Origin of the sequence: Mariniflexile soesokkakense, assembly GCF_039650365.1 — a bacterium.
Lineage (GTDB): Bacteria > Bacteroidota > Bacteroidia > Flavobacteriales > Flavobacteriaceae > Mariniflexile > Mariniflexile soesokkakense.
Genome location: NZ_JAZHYP010000004.1, coordinates 261,484 through 279,712, shown reverse-complemented (window position 1 = coordinate 279,712; position 18,229 = coordinate 261,484). Strand labels below are relative to the sequence as shown.

12 protein-coding genes are annotated in these 18,229 nt (G+C 33.5%); 6 read left to right on the top strand and 6 right to left on the bottom strand.

Going from position 1 to position 18,229, the window contains the following annotated elements; translation table 11 throughout:
• Positions 1-2: 2 nt before the first annotated feature.
• From VP395_RS10850 to VP395_RS10835, 4 genes are all read right to left on the bottom strand, one after another.
• Positions 3-2,561, bottom strand: coding sequence for a circularly permuted type 2 ATP-grasp protein (locus VP395_RS10850; protein WP_346242031.1), 2,559 nt, complete (start codon positions 2,559-2,561; stop codon positions 3-5).
• 7 nt (positions 2,562-2,568) lie between these two features.
• Positions 2,569-5,907 carry a transglutaminase family protein gene (locus tag VP395_RS10845; RefSeq protein WP_346242030.1) on the bottom strand — a complete coding sequence of 1,113 codons (3,339 nt, stop codon included), beginning with the start codon at positions 5,905-5,907 and terminating at the stop codon, positions 2,569-2,571.
• Positions 5,908-6,146: 239 nt separating this feature from the next.
• On the bottom strand, positions 6,147-7,151 hold the full coding sequence (locus VP395_RS10840; RefSeq protein WP_346242029.1) for a sugar kinase: 1,005 nt from the start codon (positions 7,149-7,151) through the stop codon (positions 6,147-6,149).
• Between the two features lie 102 nt (positions 7,152-7,253).
• Entirely contained in the window at positions 7,254-8,294 is a 1,041-nt protein-coding gene (locus VP395_RS10835) for a GMP reductase (RefSeq protein WP_346242028.1), read from the bottom strand.
• Positions 8,295-8,446: 152 nt separating this feature from the next.
• On the opposite strand from VP395_RS10835, the gene VP395_RS10830 reads away from it, so the two are divergent.
• Positions 8,447-9,862 carry an ATP-binding protein gene (locus VP395_RS10830; protein ID WP_346242027.1) on the top strand — a complete coding sequence of 472 codons (1,416 nt, stop codon included), beginning with the start codon at positions 8,447-8,449 and terminating at the stop codon, positions 9,860-9,862.
• A 9-nt stretch (positions 9,863-9,871) separates the two neighbouring features.
• Here the strand turns inward: VP395_RS10830 and VP395_RS10825 are convergent, their stop codons facing one another.
• Complete coding sequence (locus VP395_RS10825; RefSeq protein ID WP_346242026.1) at positions 9,872-10,252, bottom strand: RidA family protein; 381 nt, start codon at positions 10,250-10,252, stop codon at positions 9,872-9,874.
• A 35-nt stretch (positions 10,253-10,287) separates the two neighbouring features.
• Positions 10,288-13,074 (bottom strand): putative LPS assembly protein LptD, encoded by a 2,787-nt coding sequence (locus VP395_RS10820; protein WP_346242025.1) that lies wholly within the window; start codon positions 13,072-13,074, stop codon positions 10,288-10,290.
• 137 nt (positions 13,075-13,211) lie between these two features.
• On the opposite strand from VP395_RS10820, the gene VP395_RS10815 reads away from it, so the two are divergent.
• The 5 genes from VP395_RS10815 to VP395_RS10795 are packed head-to-tail and all read left to right on the top strand — an operon-like array spanning position 13,212 to position 18,187.
• Positions 13,212-14,411 carry an N-acetylmuramoyl-L-alanine amidase family protein gene (locus tag VP395_RS10815; RefSeq protein WP_346242024.1) on the top strand — a complete coding sequence of 400 codons (1,200 nt, stop codon included), beginning with the start codon at positions 13,212-13,214 and terminating at the stop codon, positions 14,409-14,411.
• Between the two features lie 57 nt (positions 14,412-14,468).
• Entirely contained in the window at positions 14,469-15,401 is a 933-nt protein-coding gene (locus tag VP395_RS10810; protein WP_346242023.1) for an MlaD family protein, read from the top strand.
• 6 nt (positions 15,402-15,407) lie between these two features.
• The gene (locus tag VP395_RS10805; RefSeq protein ID WP_346242022.1) at positions 15,408-16,721 is read left to right on the top strand and encodes a 4Fe-4S dicluster domain-containing protein; all 1,314 of its coding nucleotides are present in this window, start codon (positions 15,408-15,410) and stop codon (positions 16,719-16,721) included.
• A 10-nt stretch (positions 16,722-16,731) separates the two neighbouring features.
• On the top strand, positions 16,732-17,388 hold the full coding sequence (locus VP395_RS10800; RefSeq protein ID WP_346242021.1) for a hypothetical protein: 657 nt from the start codon (positions 16,732-16,734) through the stop codon (positions 17,386-17,388).
• Between the two features lie 7 nt (positions 17,389-17,395).
• Positions 17,396-18,187, top strand: coding sequence for a (Fe-S)-binding protein (locus tag VP395_RS10795; RefSeq protein WP_346242020.1), 792 nt, complete (start codon positions 17,396-17,398; stop codon positions 18,185-18,187).
• Positions 18,188-18,229: the final 42 nt, after the last annotated feature.

The window sequence follows — 18,229 nt, the reverse complement described above, 5'->3', positions numbered from 1 at the left end:
AGTTAAAAAGGAAAATTTTGATTGACCAATTGTTTTTGTTGGTAAGCATGATTAAAATAAGTGTTAGAAATTGCTAAAGCAGTTTCGTGCAATAGATCGCTTAATTCTGAAAGTGTATCATCTAAATTTTGCCTTAAAATGCCATTAGAATCTTGTTTTAATAATGATTCAATTTGTAAGCTTCTAATTTTAAAATTGGCTTCTGAAATAAATTTTTGGCAGTCGGTTGCTTTTCCGGTAACTTCAGAATGAGGTAATCTATCAATATCTTTCTGAATTCTTCTAAGTTGATAGGTTAATGATTTTGGGTACTCCTTATCTAATAAAATTAGATTTATAACATTTTCAATACTTAAATAAGAGCGGTAACTGTATCGGTAAATATTTAAACTTTCGTGACTTGTTAATAAAGCTTCTAAAATTTCGTATTGTGGCTGTTCTTTATAATTTATAACTAAAAGCGAGCGACATTTTTCAATATTCATTGTGGCTTGTTCGGTTTGCAATCCAATAAAATATAAAAGTAATCCTTGGTCAACTAAAATGCTTTCTTCAATAAGTCCCATAAATGCAATGAGCCTTGTTATAATTCTATCGAGCACTTTTATAAGTACAGCGGTAGAAGTTTTATCATCTTCATCTTCAAACCTCGTCCAAATTTTTTGAATGCCATCAAAAACCCGCCACATATCTTTAGACCATAAATTTCTTAGCGAGTAGTACGAATTATTAAAACTGGAAAGGGTTTGCGCAAAGCTTCCCATTCTATCTTTATCAGTCATTAAAGACAGAATTTCTTTTAAAGGGTCTTTTAAAGCCTCTTCACCTTCTTCACCAATAAAACCAGGGAATGTAGAGGTAATATTTGTGACCGATTGAAATAAACAAAGCAAGCTTTCAGACTGGGTTTTATGTTTATTATACTGCTCGTTACTCATTTTGTTGAGCACAGTACGTAAAAAACGGGCAGTAACTAAGGCTCTGCCTAAATACCTTCCAGACCAATATAAGTTTTCGGCGGTATTACTTGGTAAATCGTTGATGCCAGAAATAGAGATTCTACAAGTACTATCCCATGAATAATTTTGAATATTGGTTTGTGGCTCGTCGGTAACAATCCAAAAATCTTTGCTCACACCACCACGTTGGTTTGATACAAATAAGTTTTCGCGTTCTGCAGCTACACGTACCAATCCACCAGGCATTACCGAATAGCCATCTTTTTTCGCAATAGAAAATGTTCGACACATCACTTTACGAGGTTCCAGCTTATCTTTTACAAAATCGGGGGCTGTTGAAAACGATATTTTTTCTTGGGCAACAAAACTATAAGGATTTGAAAGAATTTCCTTTTTTAAGTTTTCTAGTTGACTTGGTTTTAAGAATTCACAGAAAAAGATACTTTCTCGGTTAGACCTATCAATACGTTTTACAACCAAATTGGTTAGGTTGTTTAAAACATAAGTGCGTTCTTTTTCTTGTCCACACCACCACGAAGCTATTTGTGGTAAGATTAATTCTTCTTTAAAAAAGTATTTACAAATGGCGTTCATAAACGGAATTAACCCAGAATTTTCTAAAACGCCACTACCTATGGGATTTACAATAGTTACTTGCTGCTGCCTTACTACGTCTAGTAAACCGGCAACACCTAAATAAGAATCTTCACGAAGCTCTAAAGGATCCATAAACACATCATCTACACGCCTTAAAATAACATCGACCTGTTTAAGCTCTTTTAAAGATTTCATCCAAACTTTTCCACTTCTAACCACTAAATCGTTTCCTGTTACCAAAGGATAGCCTAAGAACGATGACATATAAGCATGCTCAAAATATGTTTCGTTTAAAGGACCGGGCGTAAGAATAACAATATTTGGGTTGTCTTTATTTTGAGGAGCAGCATCTAAAAGCATTTGATTAAAGTCGAAAAAGAAATGTGATGGTTGTTTCACATGGATGTCTTTAAAAATATCGGGTAATATTCTACTTGTTGAATACCTGTTTTCTAACGCATACCCCATACCCGAAGGTGCTTGGGTTCTATCATTCACCACCCACATGCGTCCATCAGGTCCACGAGCTAAATCGGCAGAATGTATTAATAAATGTTTTGCTGTTTTATATTGAATTTGGTCGCATTGTCTTAAAAAACCTCGATGTGCATAAATAACTTCAGGCGGGATGATGCCATTTTTTATGAGTTCGCGCTTACCGTAAATATCTTTTAATATAAGGTTTAATAATTCTGAACGTTGCTTAATGCCTTTTTCAACAGTTTCCCATTCTTTTTGATGAATAAGAAAGGGAACTATGTTTAACTCCCAAGCACGATGCATCCCTTTGGGGTCGTTATAAACATTGTAGGTTACACCGTTTTCATCCATTAACCAATCCATCTCATTTTGTTTTGAGATTAGGGTGTCGATGCCCATTCGGGTAAGGTTACTTAGTAATTTTTCCCAATTGGGATTTATGGTCATGTTAGATTTTAGAACTTCGTCATAATTCTTAAAATCGGAAAAATAATTTTTAAAAAGCGTGTTATTGTCAATCGGCATCAATCGGTTATTTTTTTCTGAGGTCTAAGGTATAAGGAAATTCGAAATTAACGGGTAATTCTTTATAATTAAATTTTTTGGAAGCTTCAGATTTTTTAAATGCTCTGTCCGAATTGGTCTCGTTTTGGGCAATTGTTTCAACCTCAGTAATATCACCTTGCGTATGGCCTTGTTCCCAAAAACGATTGATACGTCTGGATTCTGCTTCATAACTATTCACAGGAAAGGTTTCATATGAACGTCCTCCTGGGTGGTTCACAAAATAGGTGCAACCACCAATAGAATGTTTGTTCCAAGTATCAATAATATCGAAAACCAAAGGCGTATCAACATCAATAGTAGGGTGTAATGACGAATGTGGATTCCATGCTTTGTAGCGAATACTAGCTACATATTCACCTTTAACCCCCGTACTATTTAAGTGAACTTTAATACCATTGCAAGTAAGTACGTAGCGTCCTTCAGTAAAATGCGATACTTTAACTTGAACACGCTCTACAGAAGAATCAACATATCTGGCAGTGCCGCCACCAGTCATTTCCTCTCCTAATACGTTCCAAGGTTCAATGGCAGCACGCAATTCTAAATGAATATTGTTTATTTCTACCATACCATGAAGTGGAAATCTAAACTCGAAAAACGGATTGAACCAATCTTCCTTAAAGGGGTATCCAGCTTTGTTAAGTTGGTCAACAATATCTTTAATATCTTCTCTTACATAATGTTCGGTTAAGAATTTATCATGCAATTCGGTGCCCCAACGTACTAAATTGTGCTCGTAAGGTGTTTCCCAGAACCAAGCCACCAAGGTTCTAACCAATAAATTTTGCATTAAACTCATTCGTGGATGCGGTGGCATATCAAAAGCACGTAACTCTAAAATTCCTAATCGACCAGAGGATGAATCGGGTGAATATAATTTGTCAATGCAGAATTCTGCTCGGTGTGTATTTCCTGTTAAGTCGGTTAATAAATGGCGAAATAACCTGTCTGTTAACCAAAAAGGCACGTCTCCATTTTTAGGTATTTGGCTGAAAGCAATTTCCAGTTCATATAAATTTTCCATTCTAGCTTCATCTATTCTTGGAGCTTGACTGGTAGCACCAATAAAAGCGCCTGAAAATAAATAAGAAAGACCTGGGTGATGCTGCCAAAAAGTCAACAAGCTGCGCAATAAACTTGGTTTGCGTAGTAACGGACTATCGGCGGGAGTTGTACCACCTAAAGTAACGTGGTTACCACCGCCAGTTCCTGTGTGTTTGCCATCGAGCATGAATTTTTCGGTGCCTAAACGTGCGTGTTTAGCATGATCATATAATTTGAATGTGGTGTTTGTAAGCTCTGACCAGTTTTTAGATGGATGCACATTAATTTCAATAACACCTGGGTCGGGCGTTATTTTCAAAGATTCTAAACGATTATCTTTTGGGGCGCTATAACCTTCTAGAATTATTGGGATATTTAGTAAACTTGATGTGGCTTCGATGGAAGCTATAAGGTTTAAAAATACTTCGGCTGAATCTGTAGGAGGTAAAAATAAATGAAGTTTTTCATCTCTAACTTCAGCACATAATGCTGTTCTTATGAAAAAATCTTCATTATACTTCTCTGATTTGTTTTTTAGAAACTTTTCACGTCTTACTAAAACAGAATAGAAATATTGTGGTAATTCTTCTTGTTTTGAAAATTGATCAGGTTGATAAATTGGAAAATCTTGTTGCTTTGGTTCTCTTAGAAGTGAATCAAGAGGCAATCTCAACCCTACTGGTGAATTACCAGGAATTAAAAATATGTGTTTACGCCTAAAAGTCCAATTACAGGTAAACCATTTATTTTTATAATTGTTGATAGGGACCACATAGCCAACAGGTTTTGTAGTACCATTTTTTAAAATTTCTTTAAGTTTGTTTTTAACCAGCATATTACCGTCTTCTTGAGTCGGGTCAATATCTATTGGTAATTTGCCCTCTTCCCAAAGAAAGTAGAAGCTGTCTTCGTAAACAGGTTTAATAGTTTTATCTGTGATGCCTAAAAACGTTGTTAATGTTTCTAAAAACAATTTATCAGCATCTGCTGGTAATTTTGTGTTTTTGGAAAACAAACAAAATAAGTCCTTATTTTTGTTTCTCCACATGGCTTTACCATCTTTTCGCCAGCATAACTCAATATTCCAACGTGGTAAAGGCTCACCCGGATACCATTTTCCTTGTGCTTGGTGAATAATACCATTTTCGCTAAACTCATCATATAATCTTGCTGAAAGGTTTCTGGCAAGGTCTCGTTTGTGGTCTCCATCGGCTTCAGTGTTCCATTCTTCTCCTTCCATATCATCTATAGAAATAAAAGTTGGTTCACCACCCATTGTGAGTCTTACATCTCCTTTTATTAAATCTTTCTCCACCTCAAAACCTAATGCATTTATAGCATCCCATTGTTCTTCGGTATATGGTTTGGTTACTCGGGGCGATTCAAAAATACGTTTTACTGAATTTTCAAAGAAGAATTCTGTTTCACAAACATCGCTCATTCCAGATACGGGTGCAGCGCTTTCGAAAGAAGGTGTACATGCTAATGGAATATGTCCTTCACCAGCCAATAAACCAGAGGTGGCATCAAAACCTATCCAGCCAGCACCGGGAAGATATACTTCTGCCCAAGCGTGTAAATCTGTAAAATCTTCTTCAGGTCCTGATGGCCCGTCCAGTGATTTCTCATCCGATTTTAATTGTACTAAATAGCCCGACACAAAGCGAGCGCCAAAACCTAAATGGCGTAAAGCTTGTACAAATAACCAAGCATAATCACGACAAGAACCGCTTTTTATTTTTAAGGTTTCTTCACATTTTTGTACACCTGGGTCTAAACGAATGTTATATTTTAGATATTCATATATTTTCCTATTGATATCAATTAAAAAATAGATGGTTTTTCTAGGTGTTATATCTATTGTTTTTATGAAATTTTTTAAAAGTTCTCCACTTTCAGTGATTTCCAAATAGGGAAGAAGCTCTTTTTTTGTTATGGCATCATATTTAAAAGGAATTTCTTCCGCATACTCTTCAACAAAAAAATCAAATGGATTTATGGTTTTTAAATCGGCAATAATTTCAACTTCAATAGACAGTTCCTTTGTTTTCTCAGGAAAAATAACACGTGCCAAATAGTTGCCAAAAGGATCCTGTTGCCAGTTAAAAAACTGATTTTCTGGCTTTATTTTTAACGAGTATGCTTCTATTGGGGTTCTACTGTGTGGCGCAGGACGTAACCTGAAAATATGGGGAGATAATGATACCGAACGATCATATTTATATAATGTTTTGTGTGAAATAACAATTTTTAAAGCCATATTTATTTTTGTAAAATGAAATACAATTTAAGTGATTTTTACTTGATAAATAAGCGAACTGATAAAAAATGCAAAAGAATATAAAATGCTTATTTTTTTAAATTTAAATTGGTGTTTCAATAATTTTGTTGTGTGTTTTTTAAGATAAAATCCAATTAATTTAAGTAGATAATATTAATTGGCTTAATAAAACTTAAATAGATATTTCGATTTTATTAAAAGATTAAAAATAATTAGTACTACCTGTTAAATCTACCAGATATATTACCGTCTAGAATGCCCATAACTTCAGCTACGTTTGCATAATTAACATCACCTTCGTAGGTGTGTTTTAAGGCACAAGCGGCACTGGCAAACTCCATAGATTTATAATCATCAAATTTTTGGAGCCCATAAATTAATCCAGCGGCAAAAGCATCACCTGTTCCTATACGGTCTATAATGTGTGTGATGTCAAAATCGCTTGTTTCTCTAAACTCTTTACCATTCCACATTCTGGCCCTAATTTTATGCCAAGATGCATTTATAGGGGTTCTTATTTTATCAAAAACCTTCTCAATAGATGGGAATTTTTTCATTAAAGCTTTACTGGCCTCAATAAAATCGTTGTTAGAAAACTCATAATTGGTATCTAAAACTTCATTTATTTCGTTAATACCACCAATAAAAATAGTAGAATAAGAAAGTAAATCTGATAATACATCTTTGGCATTTTCCCCATATTTCCACATGCCTTTACGATAGGTTGGGTCGGCACTAACGGCTATACCTTTTTGTTTAGCCATTAAAAGTCCTGTTTTAAGTGTATCATAAGCTCCTTTGCTTAAGGCAGGAGTAATACCAGTCCAATGAATCCATTTAGCTTTTCTTAAAATATTTTCCCAATCTACCATTTCAGGTATAATATCAGAAAAAGACGAGTGTGAGCGATTATATGAAATAGAACTAGGTCGCATTACGGCTCCAACTTCTAAAAAATACACGCCCAAAGGTTTATTTGAACGTACTATTGCCGATGTACTTACTCCAAATTTTTGTATGTATGAAATGGCTGTATCACCAACAAAATCATTAGAAACACAACTAATATGTTTTACTTTTTCGCCAAAATTGGCAATGGAAATCCCAACATTTACTTCGGTTCCACCAAAATAAAATTCCAATAAATTAGCTTGTATAAATTTCTTGTTTCCTTCAGGGGATAAGCGCATCAAAACTTCTCCGAATGTTATAATTTGTTTCATGTATTGGTGGTTATTGTTTTTTATGGTTTATAAGTTACCACTTTATTATTAAAGGAGTTATTTTAATCTAATTGAAAATAAAGCAATCTTATAAATATTGAATTAGTCTGTATAAACTCTATTTTCCTGTTCGTTAACTCTAATAAATGTGGTACGTTTGGTGAGTTCTTTTAAGCGTTTCGCACCTACATAAGTGCATGTGCTTCTTAGTCCACCTAAAATATCTTGCAAGGTGTTTTCAACATCACCTTTAAAAGGCACTTCAACCGTTTTACCTTCACTGGCTCTATATTCTGCAACACCACCTATATGTTTTTCCATGGCTGTTGACGAACTCATACCATAAAATTTTCTATAAGGCTTGCCTTGTTTTTCAATAATTTCACCACCACTTTCGGTATGTCCAGAAAGCATGCCTCCTAACATAACAAAATCGGCACCTGCACCAAAAGCTTTGGCAATATCACCTGGTATGGAGCAACCACCATCGCTAATTATCTGTCCGCCCAAACCATGAGCTGCATCGGCACATTCTATTATTGCCGAAAGTTGTGGGTAGCCAACGCCCGTTTTAATACGTGTGGTACAAACCGAGCCTGGACCAATACCAACTTTAACAATATCGGCGCCAGAGAGTAATAATTCTTCAACCATTTCGCCCGTAACAACATTGCCAGCAATAATAACTTTATCTGGGTATTTGTTTCTGGTTTGCTTTACAAAGTTGGCAAAATGTTCTGAATATCCATTGGCAACATCAATACAAATAAATTTTAAAGTCGGATTAAATTTAAAAATTGAAGCTAATTTTTCTGAATCTTGCTTGCTTATGCCAGTACTTACAGCTATATAATTTTCTATGCCTTGTGGTAAATTTGATGAGAACACATTCCAATCGGTAATAGAATAATGTTTATGTATGGCGGTAAATAATTTTTTTTCTGAAAGAGCTTTTGCCATTTCAAAAGTACCAACGGTATCCATATTGGCTGCCATAATGGGAATTCCTGTCCAAGAAAAAGGACTGTGTAAAAACTTAAAATCACGTTCTAAGCTAACTTCAGCCCTACTTTTAAGTGTAGAACGTTTTGGCCGAATCATAACATCTTTAAAGCCTAATTTTATATCGTATTCTATTCGCATTTATAATTGAGATTAGGGTCGTTTATAAAAAGCATGTTTTTTTAAGTTATAAAGTTAAAAAAAACAAAATAATATATTGGGGTTAAATGCCTATATTACTTTTGTTAATTGATATAATAATAATAAGTTTGTTAAAAATGTGTGCTAAGTAAATGAGGTTTTCTCTACAGTTTCTAAAATCTATTAAAATAAAGAAAATATTATCTATAATTATTTTTGTTTCTATAGTTGTTGTTTTGTTGTTGGCATACTTTTTTCTCGAACAGAAAATAAGTAATAATATTTTAGTTTTAGTTTTATTTGGATTTGCAATTGCTCAAATTTTTGTATTGCAATACTTTTTTAAGAATCAATTAAGAAATGATGTTAGAATTACCAACTTAAGCAGTAGGATTAGCGAATTGCAATTTAGCCTTGACGAAGCCAATAAACTTGCTGATTTTAAATCTGTTTATATAGCAAATATGAGTTATGAAATACGAACACCCCTTAGTACGGTGTTGGGCATGCTTAATATGCTGAAAGAAACACATTTGGATGCAGATCAAAAGGCTCAAGTTGAAATTGCTGAATACTCTTCAAAGCATTTGTTACAGCTTGTAAACATGGTTACAGATAATGAAGATGTTGATAAAGGCAATGTGAAACTCAACTTACTGGCACTTGATTTAAAGTCTGATTTATCACATCTTTTTAAAGTGTTTGAATATCAAGCTTGGGAAAAAGGCTTACAGTTTGATTATAAATTTTTAATAGACGAGAAACGTAAGTTTTCTCTTTTGGGAGATTCTTTGCGCATACAACAAGTGCTAATTAATTTGATTAATAATGCCATTAAGTTTACAAACTCAGGAAAAATTTCAATAATTGTAGACCAAACTGTTAGTATAGAGGATGGCCAAATTGTAACGTTTTATGTAAAAGATACGGGCATTGGGTTGCGCGCTGAAGAAGTAAAACAAATTTTTACCGATTCAAAAACATTTAGCATTTCGCAAGGAAGGGATTATAGAGGAGGTGGAATAGGTCTTGCTATTTCACATCAACTTGTGAAATTAATGGGTGGAGAGTTGAAATTAGAAAGTAAAGAAAACGAAGGCACTACCTTTTATTTTAGTTTACAGCTTAAAAAAACATTGGGAATAAAAAAAGAAGAAGAAATTCAAGAACCCATTTTGTTAGAAAAATTTAATGTTTTAGTTGCTGAGGATAATAGGATGAATCAAAAAGTAATAAAATTTTTATTAGAACAGCAAGGTGCCGATTGTACATTTGTAAAAAACGGTTTAGAGGCTGTTGAATTATATAAGATTTTAGATTTCGACATGATTTTTATGGATATTTATATGCCCGACATGGATGGATATGAAGCAACCAAAGCTATAAAAGAAACTGAGAAGTATTCAGAGCATAACACGCCTATTATAGCTGTTTCAGCAAGTGCTTTTGAAGTAGATATAGCGAATGCAAAACTTGCAGGAATAGACGATTTTTTAGCAAAACCATTAGAGGTTTCAAAACTAAAAGAGTTATTGATAAAATACTCGAAAAAGGATGCTTCAGTATAAGTTGTTAAATTATTTTACAGCAATCACACTTATTTCAACATTAACATTTTTTGGTAAACGCGCCACTTGAACGGTTTCTCGTGCTGGTGCATTGGCTTCATTAAAAAAACTACCATATACGGCATTTATTTGAGCAAAATCATCCATATTGCTAATAAATATTGAAGATTTTACTACATCTTCAAAAGTCATATTAGCAGCTTCTAAAACTGCTTTTAAGTTGTACATAACTTGTTTTGTTTCAGTTTCAATATCATATAAAACAAGTTCGTTGGTTTCTGGATTTATGGCAATTTGACCCGAAGTATATAAGGTGTTTCCGCTTAAAACAGCTTGATTATATGGGCCGATTGGTGCGGGTGCATTGGTTGTAGTAATAATTTTTTTCATAACGGAGTTGTATTTAATTTTCAATAAACAAAAACCTAAAGTTGTAAATCTGGTTGATTTCGTTTTTCGTATTTTAAATCTTTTAAAATATTCGATTTAATTCCAATAAAGAAATTCCAAGAGCTTCTTGTACTAAAAGGTACCCAACTAAAATTCATACGCCAGCTCATTAAATCTCGCTCAAAACGTAATTGTGTGTAGGTGAATCCTGCATTTTTTAAATCGTAACCGGACGATGCACCGATAGACCATTTATCCGATAGTTTAATATCGCCCGAAAACATAAGGGAATGTGACGATATTTCATTTTCCCGCCTATTATTAGAGTAGTTTAATGCATAGGCTATTCGTAAATTCCAAGGAATGCTATAGTTGTAATATTCACTTGGTTTTTCCTCTTCCTCTTTTTCGTCTTCATTATCTATTTGCTGATTTGCAAAATCTTCAGAAATACCAAATAAATCATCATCACGTCCACCGCTTCGTAAGTTTTCTTCAATACCTTTTTTGTTTTTGTCCTTATCTCCACCTTTTCTGCTGGACAAAGACCAACTAGTAGTTAGGTTAGCACTGGTTAACCTAAAAAGGCTTCCGCCATTATCAATATTAAACTTATTAATTCTGGTATTATTGTTATCTAATGCGTAAGGGTCTAAAGTGGCGCCAAAATTCACACTCATTTGGTTGTTGAAAAGTTGTGTACCACCACTCATTCTAACAGGGCTCCATTGCAGGGAATCCCCAGCAAAATTATAAGATGTTGAAAAGTTTAAATTGTTTAATAAGGTAATCTTTTTAGGTTCGGTAGCGGTACTATCTTTATCACGTACTTTGGCTTCTAGATTGTTTGAAACTGAAATACCCATAGAACTTGAAAAATTATTACCAGGTGAACCAAAAATTCCTTGTTCAAAACGGGTGTATTCTAAGTTTACATTATTATATATGGCATCTATTTCTGCAGCAGTTAAACCGTCGGCATTTACAACTTCGGCAGTATCATAATATTTATCAAAAGCAGGGTTTATATTGTAGCTTATAGATGGACGCACTATATGCCTAATTGCCTTTAATTCGGTATCTTTTCCTTCTTTTTCAAAGTTAAACATACCATAAATAGTGGTTCCTAAACTGGTACTGAAATTATAAGTTCTAAAGGCGTCAAAGCCGTTAATGTCTTCTGTTGTAGTTTTTTTTGTTACAGCATCATAACTTTTTTCGATGGTTTTAAAAGTCCAAACTTCATTAAAATTGCTACTGGCACTTAAACTAAAGTATTTGAATAACTTAAAATTAGTGGTAAGTGGAATATTGTGCTGAAAACCAGCTTTGGCATCGTCAAACATTTCTTTTTTAAAGAAAAGCGAATCGGTAGTATTTATTCTATTTTCACCTCTAACGCTGTATTGTAAGTTAACATTTTGAATAATCCCTTTTTTAGTACCAGCTTTAGAAGCAAAAGGATAAATTCTTCCTAAACTTCCTTGAAAGGTTGGAAGCGTCATATTGATTTGCTGGGTATTGGTATTTTGAGAATGCGTTGCCGTTAAACTAATATTTGGTTGTAGTTCTCCTTGAAATGTTTTGGAATAAGAAACCGAAGATGATAAAGTGTTGTTTAAAAAAGCGCCAGTATTTATTTGGTTAACAGAGGTTTGGTAGTATGAACTACTACCTAAGTTTACCGATGCCGAAAATCGCGAATTGGGATTGGATTTTCCGTCTTGACTGTGCGACCAACGAATATTATAAATGGTAGATTTTGAATAATCGGGAAAACCACGTTCGCTGTTGATTAAGTTTTCGTATCTAAAACCTAAATTGCCTCTAAATTTATAGCGTTTTGCATAGGTGCTTTCTGTCCGAAATCCGTAACTTCCATTGGTATAGTAGTCACCCAAAAGTGCTAAATCAACATAATCACTAATGGCCAAATAATACCCACCATTTTGTAAAAAATAACCACGGTTGTTTTGTTCACCAAAACTTGGGATTATGATACCGGAAGTTTGCTTTTCAGACTGTGGAAAGAAACTAAAAGGCAACCAAACGGGTGTGGGAATATCATATATATACAAACCAGCTGCTCCAGTTACTATTTTTTTTCCAGGTACAATTTTGGCTTTTAATAGTCGAATATAATACTCGGGGTCTTCCAAATCTTCGGCAGTAGTGTATTTTGCATTTTTCAAAAAGTAAACCGAATCATTTTCTTTTTTAGTAAGAGAAGCAATGATGGTGCCATCACCTTGCTCGGTTTTAGAGTTGAATATAAGTGCTTTTTTAGTTTTCGTGTTAAAAATAATGGAATCGGGTTCTACAACATTAGAACCTTGAGTAAAAACAGGTTTTTGGGTATAACCACCAATAGTATCAGTAATACCTTTAGCGTAAACCGTGTTTTTTGTGTAATCTATAGTAATATTACCTGCTGCAATGTTCATGTCGCCATAATCAATAGTGGCTTCATTATAAAGATATAATTTATGTTCCTTCTGGTTAAATTTGGTATAATCAACCGCATGGTATTTTACGGTATGCTCTAAAAGTTCTTTTTTTGGTTTTGGCTTAATGGAATCTTTAAGAGTAGAATCCTGTGCTTTTTCAGAAACCTTAGGCAATAGTAAGCTATCGGTGCTAACAACTATACTGTCTTTAACACTTCTGTCAATAGTAATACCGCTTTTAGGGATGTCTTGTGCAAAGCTTAACATGTTAATAAACACTGTAAAACTTAATGCAAAAAGTATTTTAAAGTTGTTTGTGTGCAACGCTTTTAAATGTATTTTTGTAAAAGTATGGCTCGATTTTTGAAAAGCCAAAATTACATATATTTTTCTGTGATTAATTTATTATTCAATTAAAATTTTAAATTAAACTTGAACTCAAATTTATTGAGTAATAAACCAAGTTTTTTAATCGTTAAAATGTTTGTGAACTATAATTATCAAAATAAAACATGATGATTTTAGTTAATGTTTATGAATTAATGATTTTAACCAAATATGATTACCCCATGAAAACGAACAGAGTATTACTTTTCGTATTATTTATAACAGCATTAACATTTTCTTCATTTACTAAAGTAGATAAAGAAAAGCCAGAAAGTAAATTTATAGTGGTGCTAGATGCTGGCCATGGTGGTCACGACCACGGTAATAAAGGAAATGGCTATAAAGAAAGTGAAATTTCATTAAATATTGTTTTAGATGTTGGTAAGCAATTGGAGAAAAACCCTAATATTAAAGTTGTTTACACCCGAAAAACCGATGTTTTTGTAGATTTATTTGAAAGAGGCCAAATAGCCAATAGGGCAAAAGCCGATTTATTTGTATCGGTACACTGCAATGCGCACAAATCAGATGCACATGGTACCGAAACATTTGTATTAGGAACCCATAAGAACCAAACCAATTTTGAAGTCGCTAAAAAGGAAAACTCGGTAATTTTTCTTGAAGATGATTACCAAAGTAAATATAAAGGTTTCGACCCCAATTCGCCAGAATCGGTTATGAGTATTTTGATAAGTCAAGAAGAATATCTAGACCAAAGTATTATGTTGGCGAGTTTAATTCAAAATAGATTCACAAATAAACTAAAACGTACGAACAGGGGAGTTAAACAAGCAGGGTTTATTGTATTACATCAAACTGTAATGCCTAGTGTTTTGGTTGAAGTTGGTTTTTTAACAAATAGAGAGGAAGGTGCTTATTTGAATTCTTTTAAAGGGCAAATGGACATGTCCAATTCCATAACAAGTGCCATTTTAGAATATAAACATAGTTTAGATGGTAATGTAGATGATTTTGTTTTTTACGATAATACACCAGAAGTAAAACCAACCGAAACTATTGAAGCACCAAAAATTTCAGAAGTTATAAAGCACTTAGACAGTTCCATAACATTTAAAGTACAAATAGCGGCTACTTCAAAATCTATTGAGCCTAAACCAAATAATTTTAAAGGCTTAAAAAATGTTACTAGAGAAAAAGAAGGTGGTTTGTTTAAGTATTTTTACGGCAACACATCAAACTATAATAATGTTAAAGCCCTTGAAGAAGAAGCCATTAATAAAGGCTATAAATCCTGTTTTATAGTTGCGTTTAAAGATTCTAAAAAAATAAGCTTATCTGAAGCCCTAAAAACAACCACTAATTAAAGAGGTTCTTTTTAAATTTATTTTAAATTTGTACATCTAACATTTACTTTATTTACTTTGAAAATATCAAAAGAAGTTAAAACAGGCATATTAGTATTATCAGGAATTATCCTTTTTATTTTTGGATTTAATTATTTAAAAGGGAAAAACCTATTCGAATCAACCGATGTTTATTATACGGAGTTTGATTACAATGCACTCGATGCATCATCCCCAATCACAGTAAATGGTAATAATGTTGGAAAAATTAAGGATATTGTTTATGATTATGAAACGGGTAAAACCAGAGTGTCTTTTTCAGTTAATGCTGCCTTGAAATTTTCTAAAAATTCTGTAATAAAGATGTACGAAACAGGGTTGATGGGTGGAAACGGACTTGCTATTTTAATAAGTACCGAAGGTGAACAAGCAAAACCAGGAGATGTTTTGCCATCTGAAGTAGAATTTGGGTTGGTAACAACGCTCTCTAAAAGTTTTTCTGGCATAAGCGATAATTTAGATTCTACATTAAAATCGACCGACACTCTTATGTTAAGTATAAACAGGTTGGTTAACGATAATTCTGATGCTGGTTTAAAACGTACCATCGAAGAATTAAATCAAACATTAAAATCCTTTAAAAACACTTCCAATTCTGTTAATGCTGTTATTTCCAATAATGATAAAAACATTACCGCTATACTCGAAAAATTTAAAACAATTAGCAATGATTTAGCGGTGCTTACAGCCGATTTAAAAAATGCCAACGTTGGAACAACAGTAGAGAGTTTAAATACTACTTTAAACAAATTAAATACCATTTTAGAATCTATTGACAAAGGCGAAGGTTCAATTGGAAAGCTACTTAAAGACGAAGGTTTGTATAACAATCTTGAGGGTGCTACAAAAGAAATGGAAGAATTACTTCGTGATATAAAACTGCACCCAAAGCGTTATTTTAGGGTATTGTCTAAAAAAGAAATTCCATATCAAAAAGAAGATACAAAATAAACACTCATGGAATATTTACCAAATATACTTTTCATAATTTTACTTGGTATTGGTATTGGGTTCTTCGCTAAAAATGTAAAAAAACTCATCCGTAATATTAAGTTAGGTCATGATATTGATGTTAGCGACAACAAATCGCAACGTTGGAAAAACATGGCAATGATAGCTTTGGGACAAAGTAAAATGGTACATCGTCCAGTTGCTGGTTTTTTGCATATTGTTGTTTATTTAGGTTTCATTATTATAAATATTGAAGTTTTAGAAATCATTATTGATGGTATTTTTGGGAAACACAGAATAGGTTTATCAGTGATTCCGGAAACTATTTACGGGTTTTTAATAGGTGCTTTTGAAGTTTTAGCCATTTTAGTATTTGTAGCGGTTACCATTTTTTGGATACGACGTAATATTATAAAATTGGCACGGTTCTGGAAAAGTGAAATGACCAGTTGGCCTAAAAACGATGGAAACTTTATCCTGTATTTTGAAATGGTATTAATGGCGCTGTTTTTGGTAATGAACGCTACCGATGCACATTTTCAAAGCATCAATACAGGAAACATTATCAGTCAATACATAGCACCATGGTTTAGTGGTTTGTCCGAAAGTACAATTCATTTTATAGAAAGAACAGCTTGGTGGTTTCATATTATTGGTATTTTAGTATTCTTAAATTATTTATATTTTTCTAAACACCTTCATATTTTATTAGCATTTCCAAACACATTTTATGGGAAACTAACTCCTAAAGGACAGTTTAATAATTTAGAAGCAGTTACCAAAGAAGTAAAATTGATGATGGATCCCAACGTCGATCCATTTGCAGCACCTGCAGAAGGAACAGAAAGCGCTATGCCGGCAAAATTTGGAGCTAGCGATGTGCACGATTTAAATTGGGTACAGCTATTAAATGCATATACCTGTACCGAATGCGGACGTTGTACAAGCGAATGTCCTGCAAACCAAACAGGTAAAAAGCTGTCGCCTCGAAAAATTATGATGGATACCCGCGACCGTTTAGAGGAAGTTGGTAAAAATATAGATGCAAATAAGGGTGAATTTAAAGAAGATGGTAAGCAACTTCTTGATAATTACATCACTAGAGAAGAATTGTGGGCATGTACATCGTGCAATGCGTGTGTTGAAGCCTGTCCTGTTAGTATTGACCCGCTTTCAATCATCATGGATATGCGTCGTTATTTGGTTATGGAACAATCTGCTGCCCCGGTTGAGTTAAATAATATGATGAGCAATATTGAAAACAACGGAGCACCTTGGCCATACAACCAAATGGACCGATTAAACTGGAAGAACGAATAAACCTTCTTCAATGAAAAAAAAGCTATTTAAAATTTTTATTTTCTGTTTTTTAACAGTTGGGTTCATATCTAAAAATGCCGCGCAAGAACTTAATAATTCAGAATTAAAACAAGTTGATAATCTCGCTAAACAAATGTTCGATGATATGAACAACCGAGATTTTGATGCTTTACTCCAAATGACACATCCCAAAGTTTTTGATATTCTTCCTAAAGAAGACATGAAAAATTTTTTAAAATCTATGTTTGAAGGCACCGAAGAATTTTCAATAGAGCTTCCTAAAATGGGTCCTAGTTATAAGCTATCTGAACTTTATTCCGAAGAAGAAAATACTCTTAAATATGCGTTTATTTCCTATGATATGGATTTTAAAATGACATTTAATAAGCAAGAGTTTGACGATGACGCAAAAGAAATGATGGTACCCATGATGAAAGCTCAAGGTATGGAAGTAGAGTTTATCTCAAATAATGCTATGAATGTTCTAATGAAGGATAGTTTAACAATTATTCTAAAGGATAATTCTACTAACAACGAATGGGTTATGGTAAATTATAATCCTGACTCTCCTTTATTTTACCAGATAGTACCTTCTAAATTATTGGAAAAAGCTAAAGATTATAAGCAGAATTTAATGCTAGAACGGAAAAAAAACAATGAAAATTAATTAAGAAATGAGCGAATTACTAAAAGTACCAACAATGGCAGAATTTATGGCTGAAGGCAAGCAGCCCGAAGTGTTATTTTGGGTTGGTTGTGCGGGTAGTTTTGATGATAGAGCAAAAAAAATAACAAAAGCCTTTGTTAAATTGTTAAACAAAGCCAAAGTAGAATTTGCTGTATTAGGTACTGAAGAAAGTTGCACAGGCGATCCCGCAAAACGTGCCGGAAACGAGTTTTTGTTCCAAATGCAAGCTGTAACTAATATTGAAGTATTAAATGCTTATGAAGTTAAGAAAATAGTAACTGCTTGTCCGCATTGTTTCAACACAATAAAAAATGAATATCCAGAACTAGGAGGGAATTACGAAGTGATGCACCATACACAATTTTTAAAATCCCTGTTAGATGATGGGCGTTTAACTATTGAAGGCGGGCAGTTTAAAGGAAAGCGCATTACCTTTCACGACCCTTGTTACTTAGGTCGTGCCAACAATGTGTACGAAGCACCGCGTGATTTAATTCTGAAATTAGAAGCGGAATTGGTTGAAATGAAAAACTGTAAACGTACTGGTTTATGTTGTGGAGCAGGAGGCGCACAAATGTTTAAAGAACCTGAAAAAGGTAATAAAGATGTTAATGTTGAGCGCACTGAACAAGCTTTAGAAACTACACCAGAAATTATTGCAGCAGGGTGTCCATTTTGTAATACCATGATGACCGATGGTGTAAAAGCCAAAGAAAAAGAAGCAGATGTTACCGTTATGGACATAGCAGAGTTAATTGCTAATGCACAAGATTTGTAAATTTAGGTAATAAGCTTAAATCGTTAATCGTAAATCAAAAAT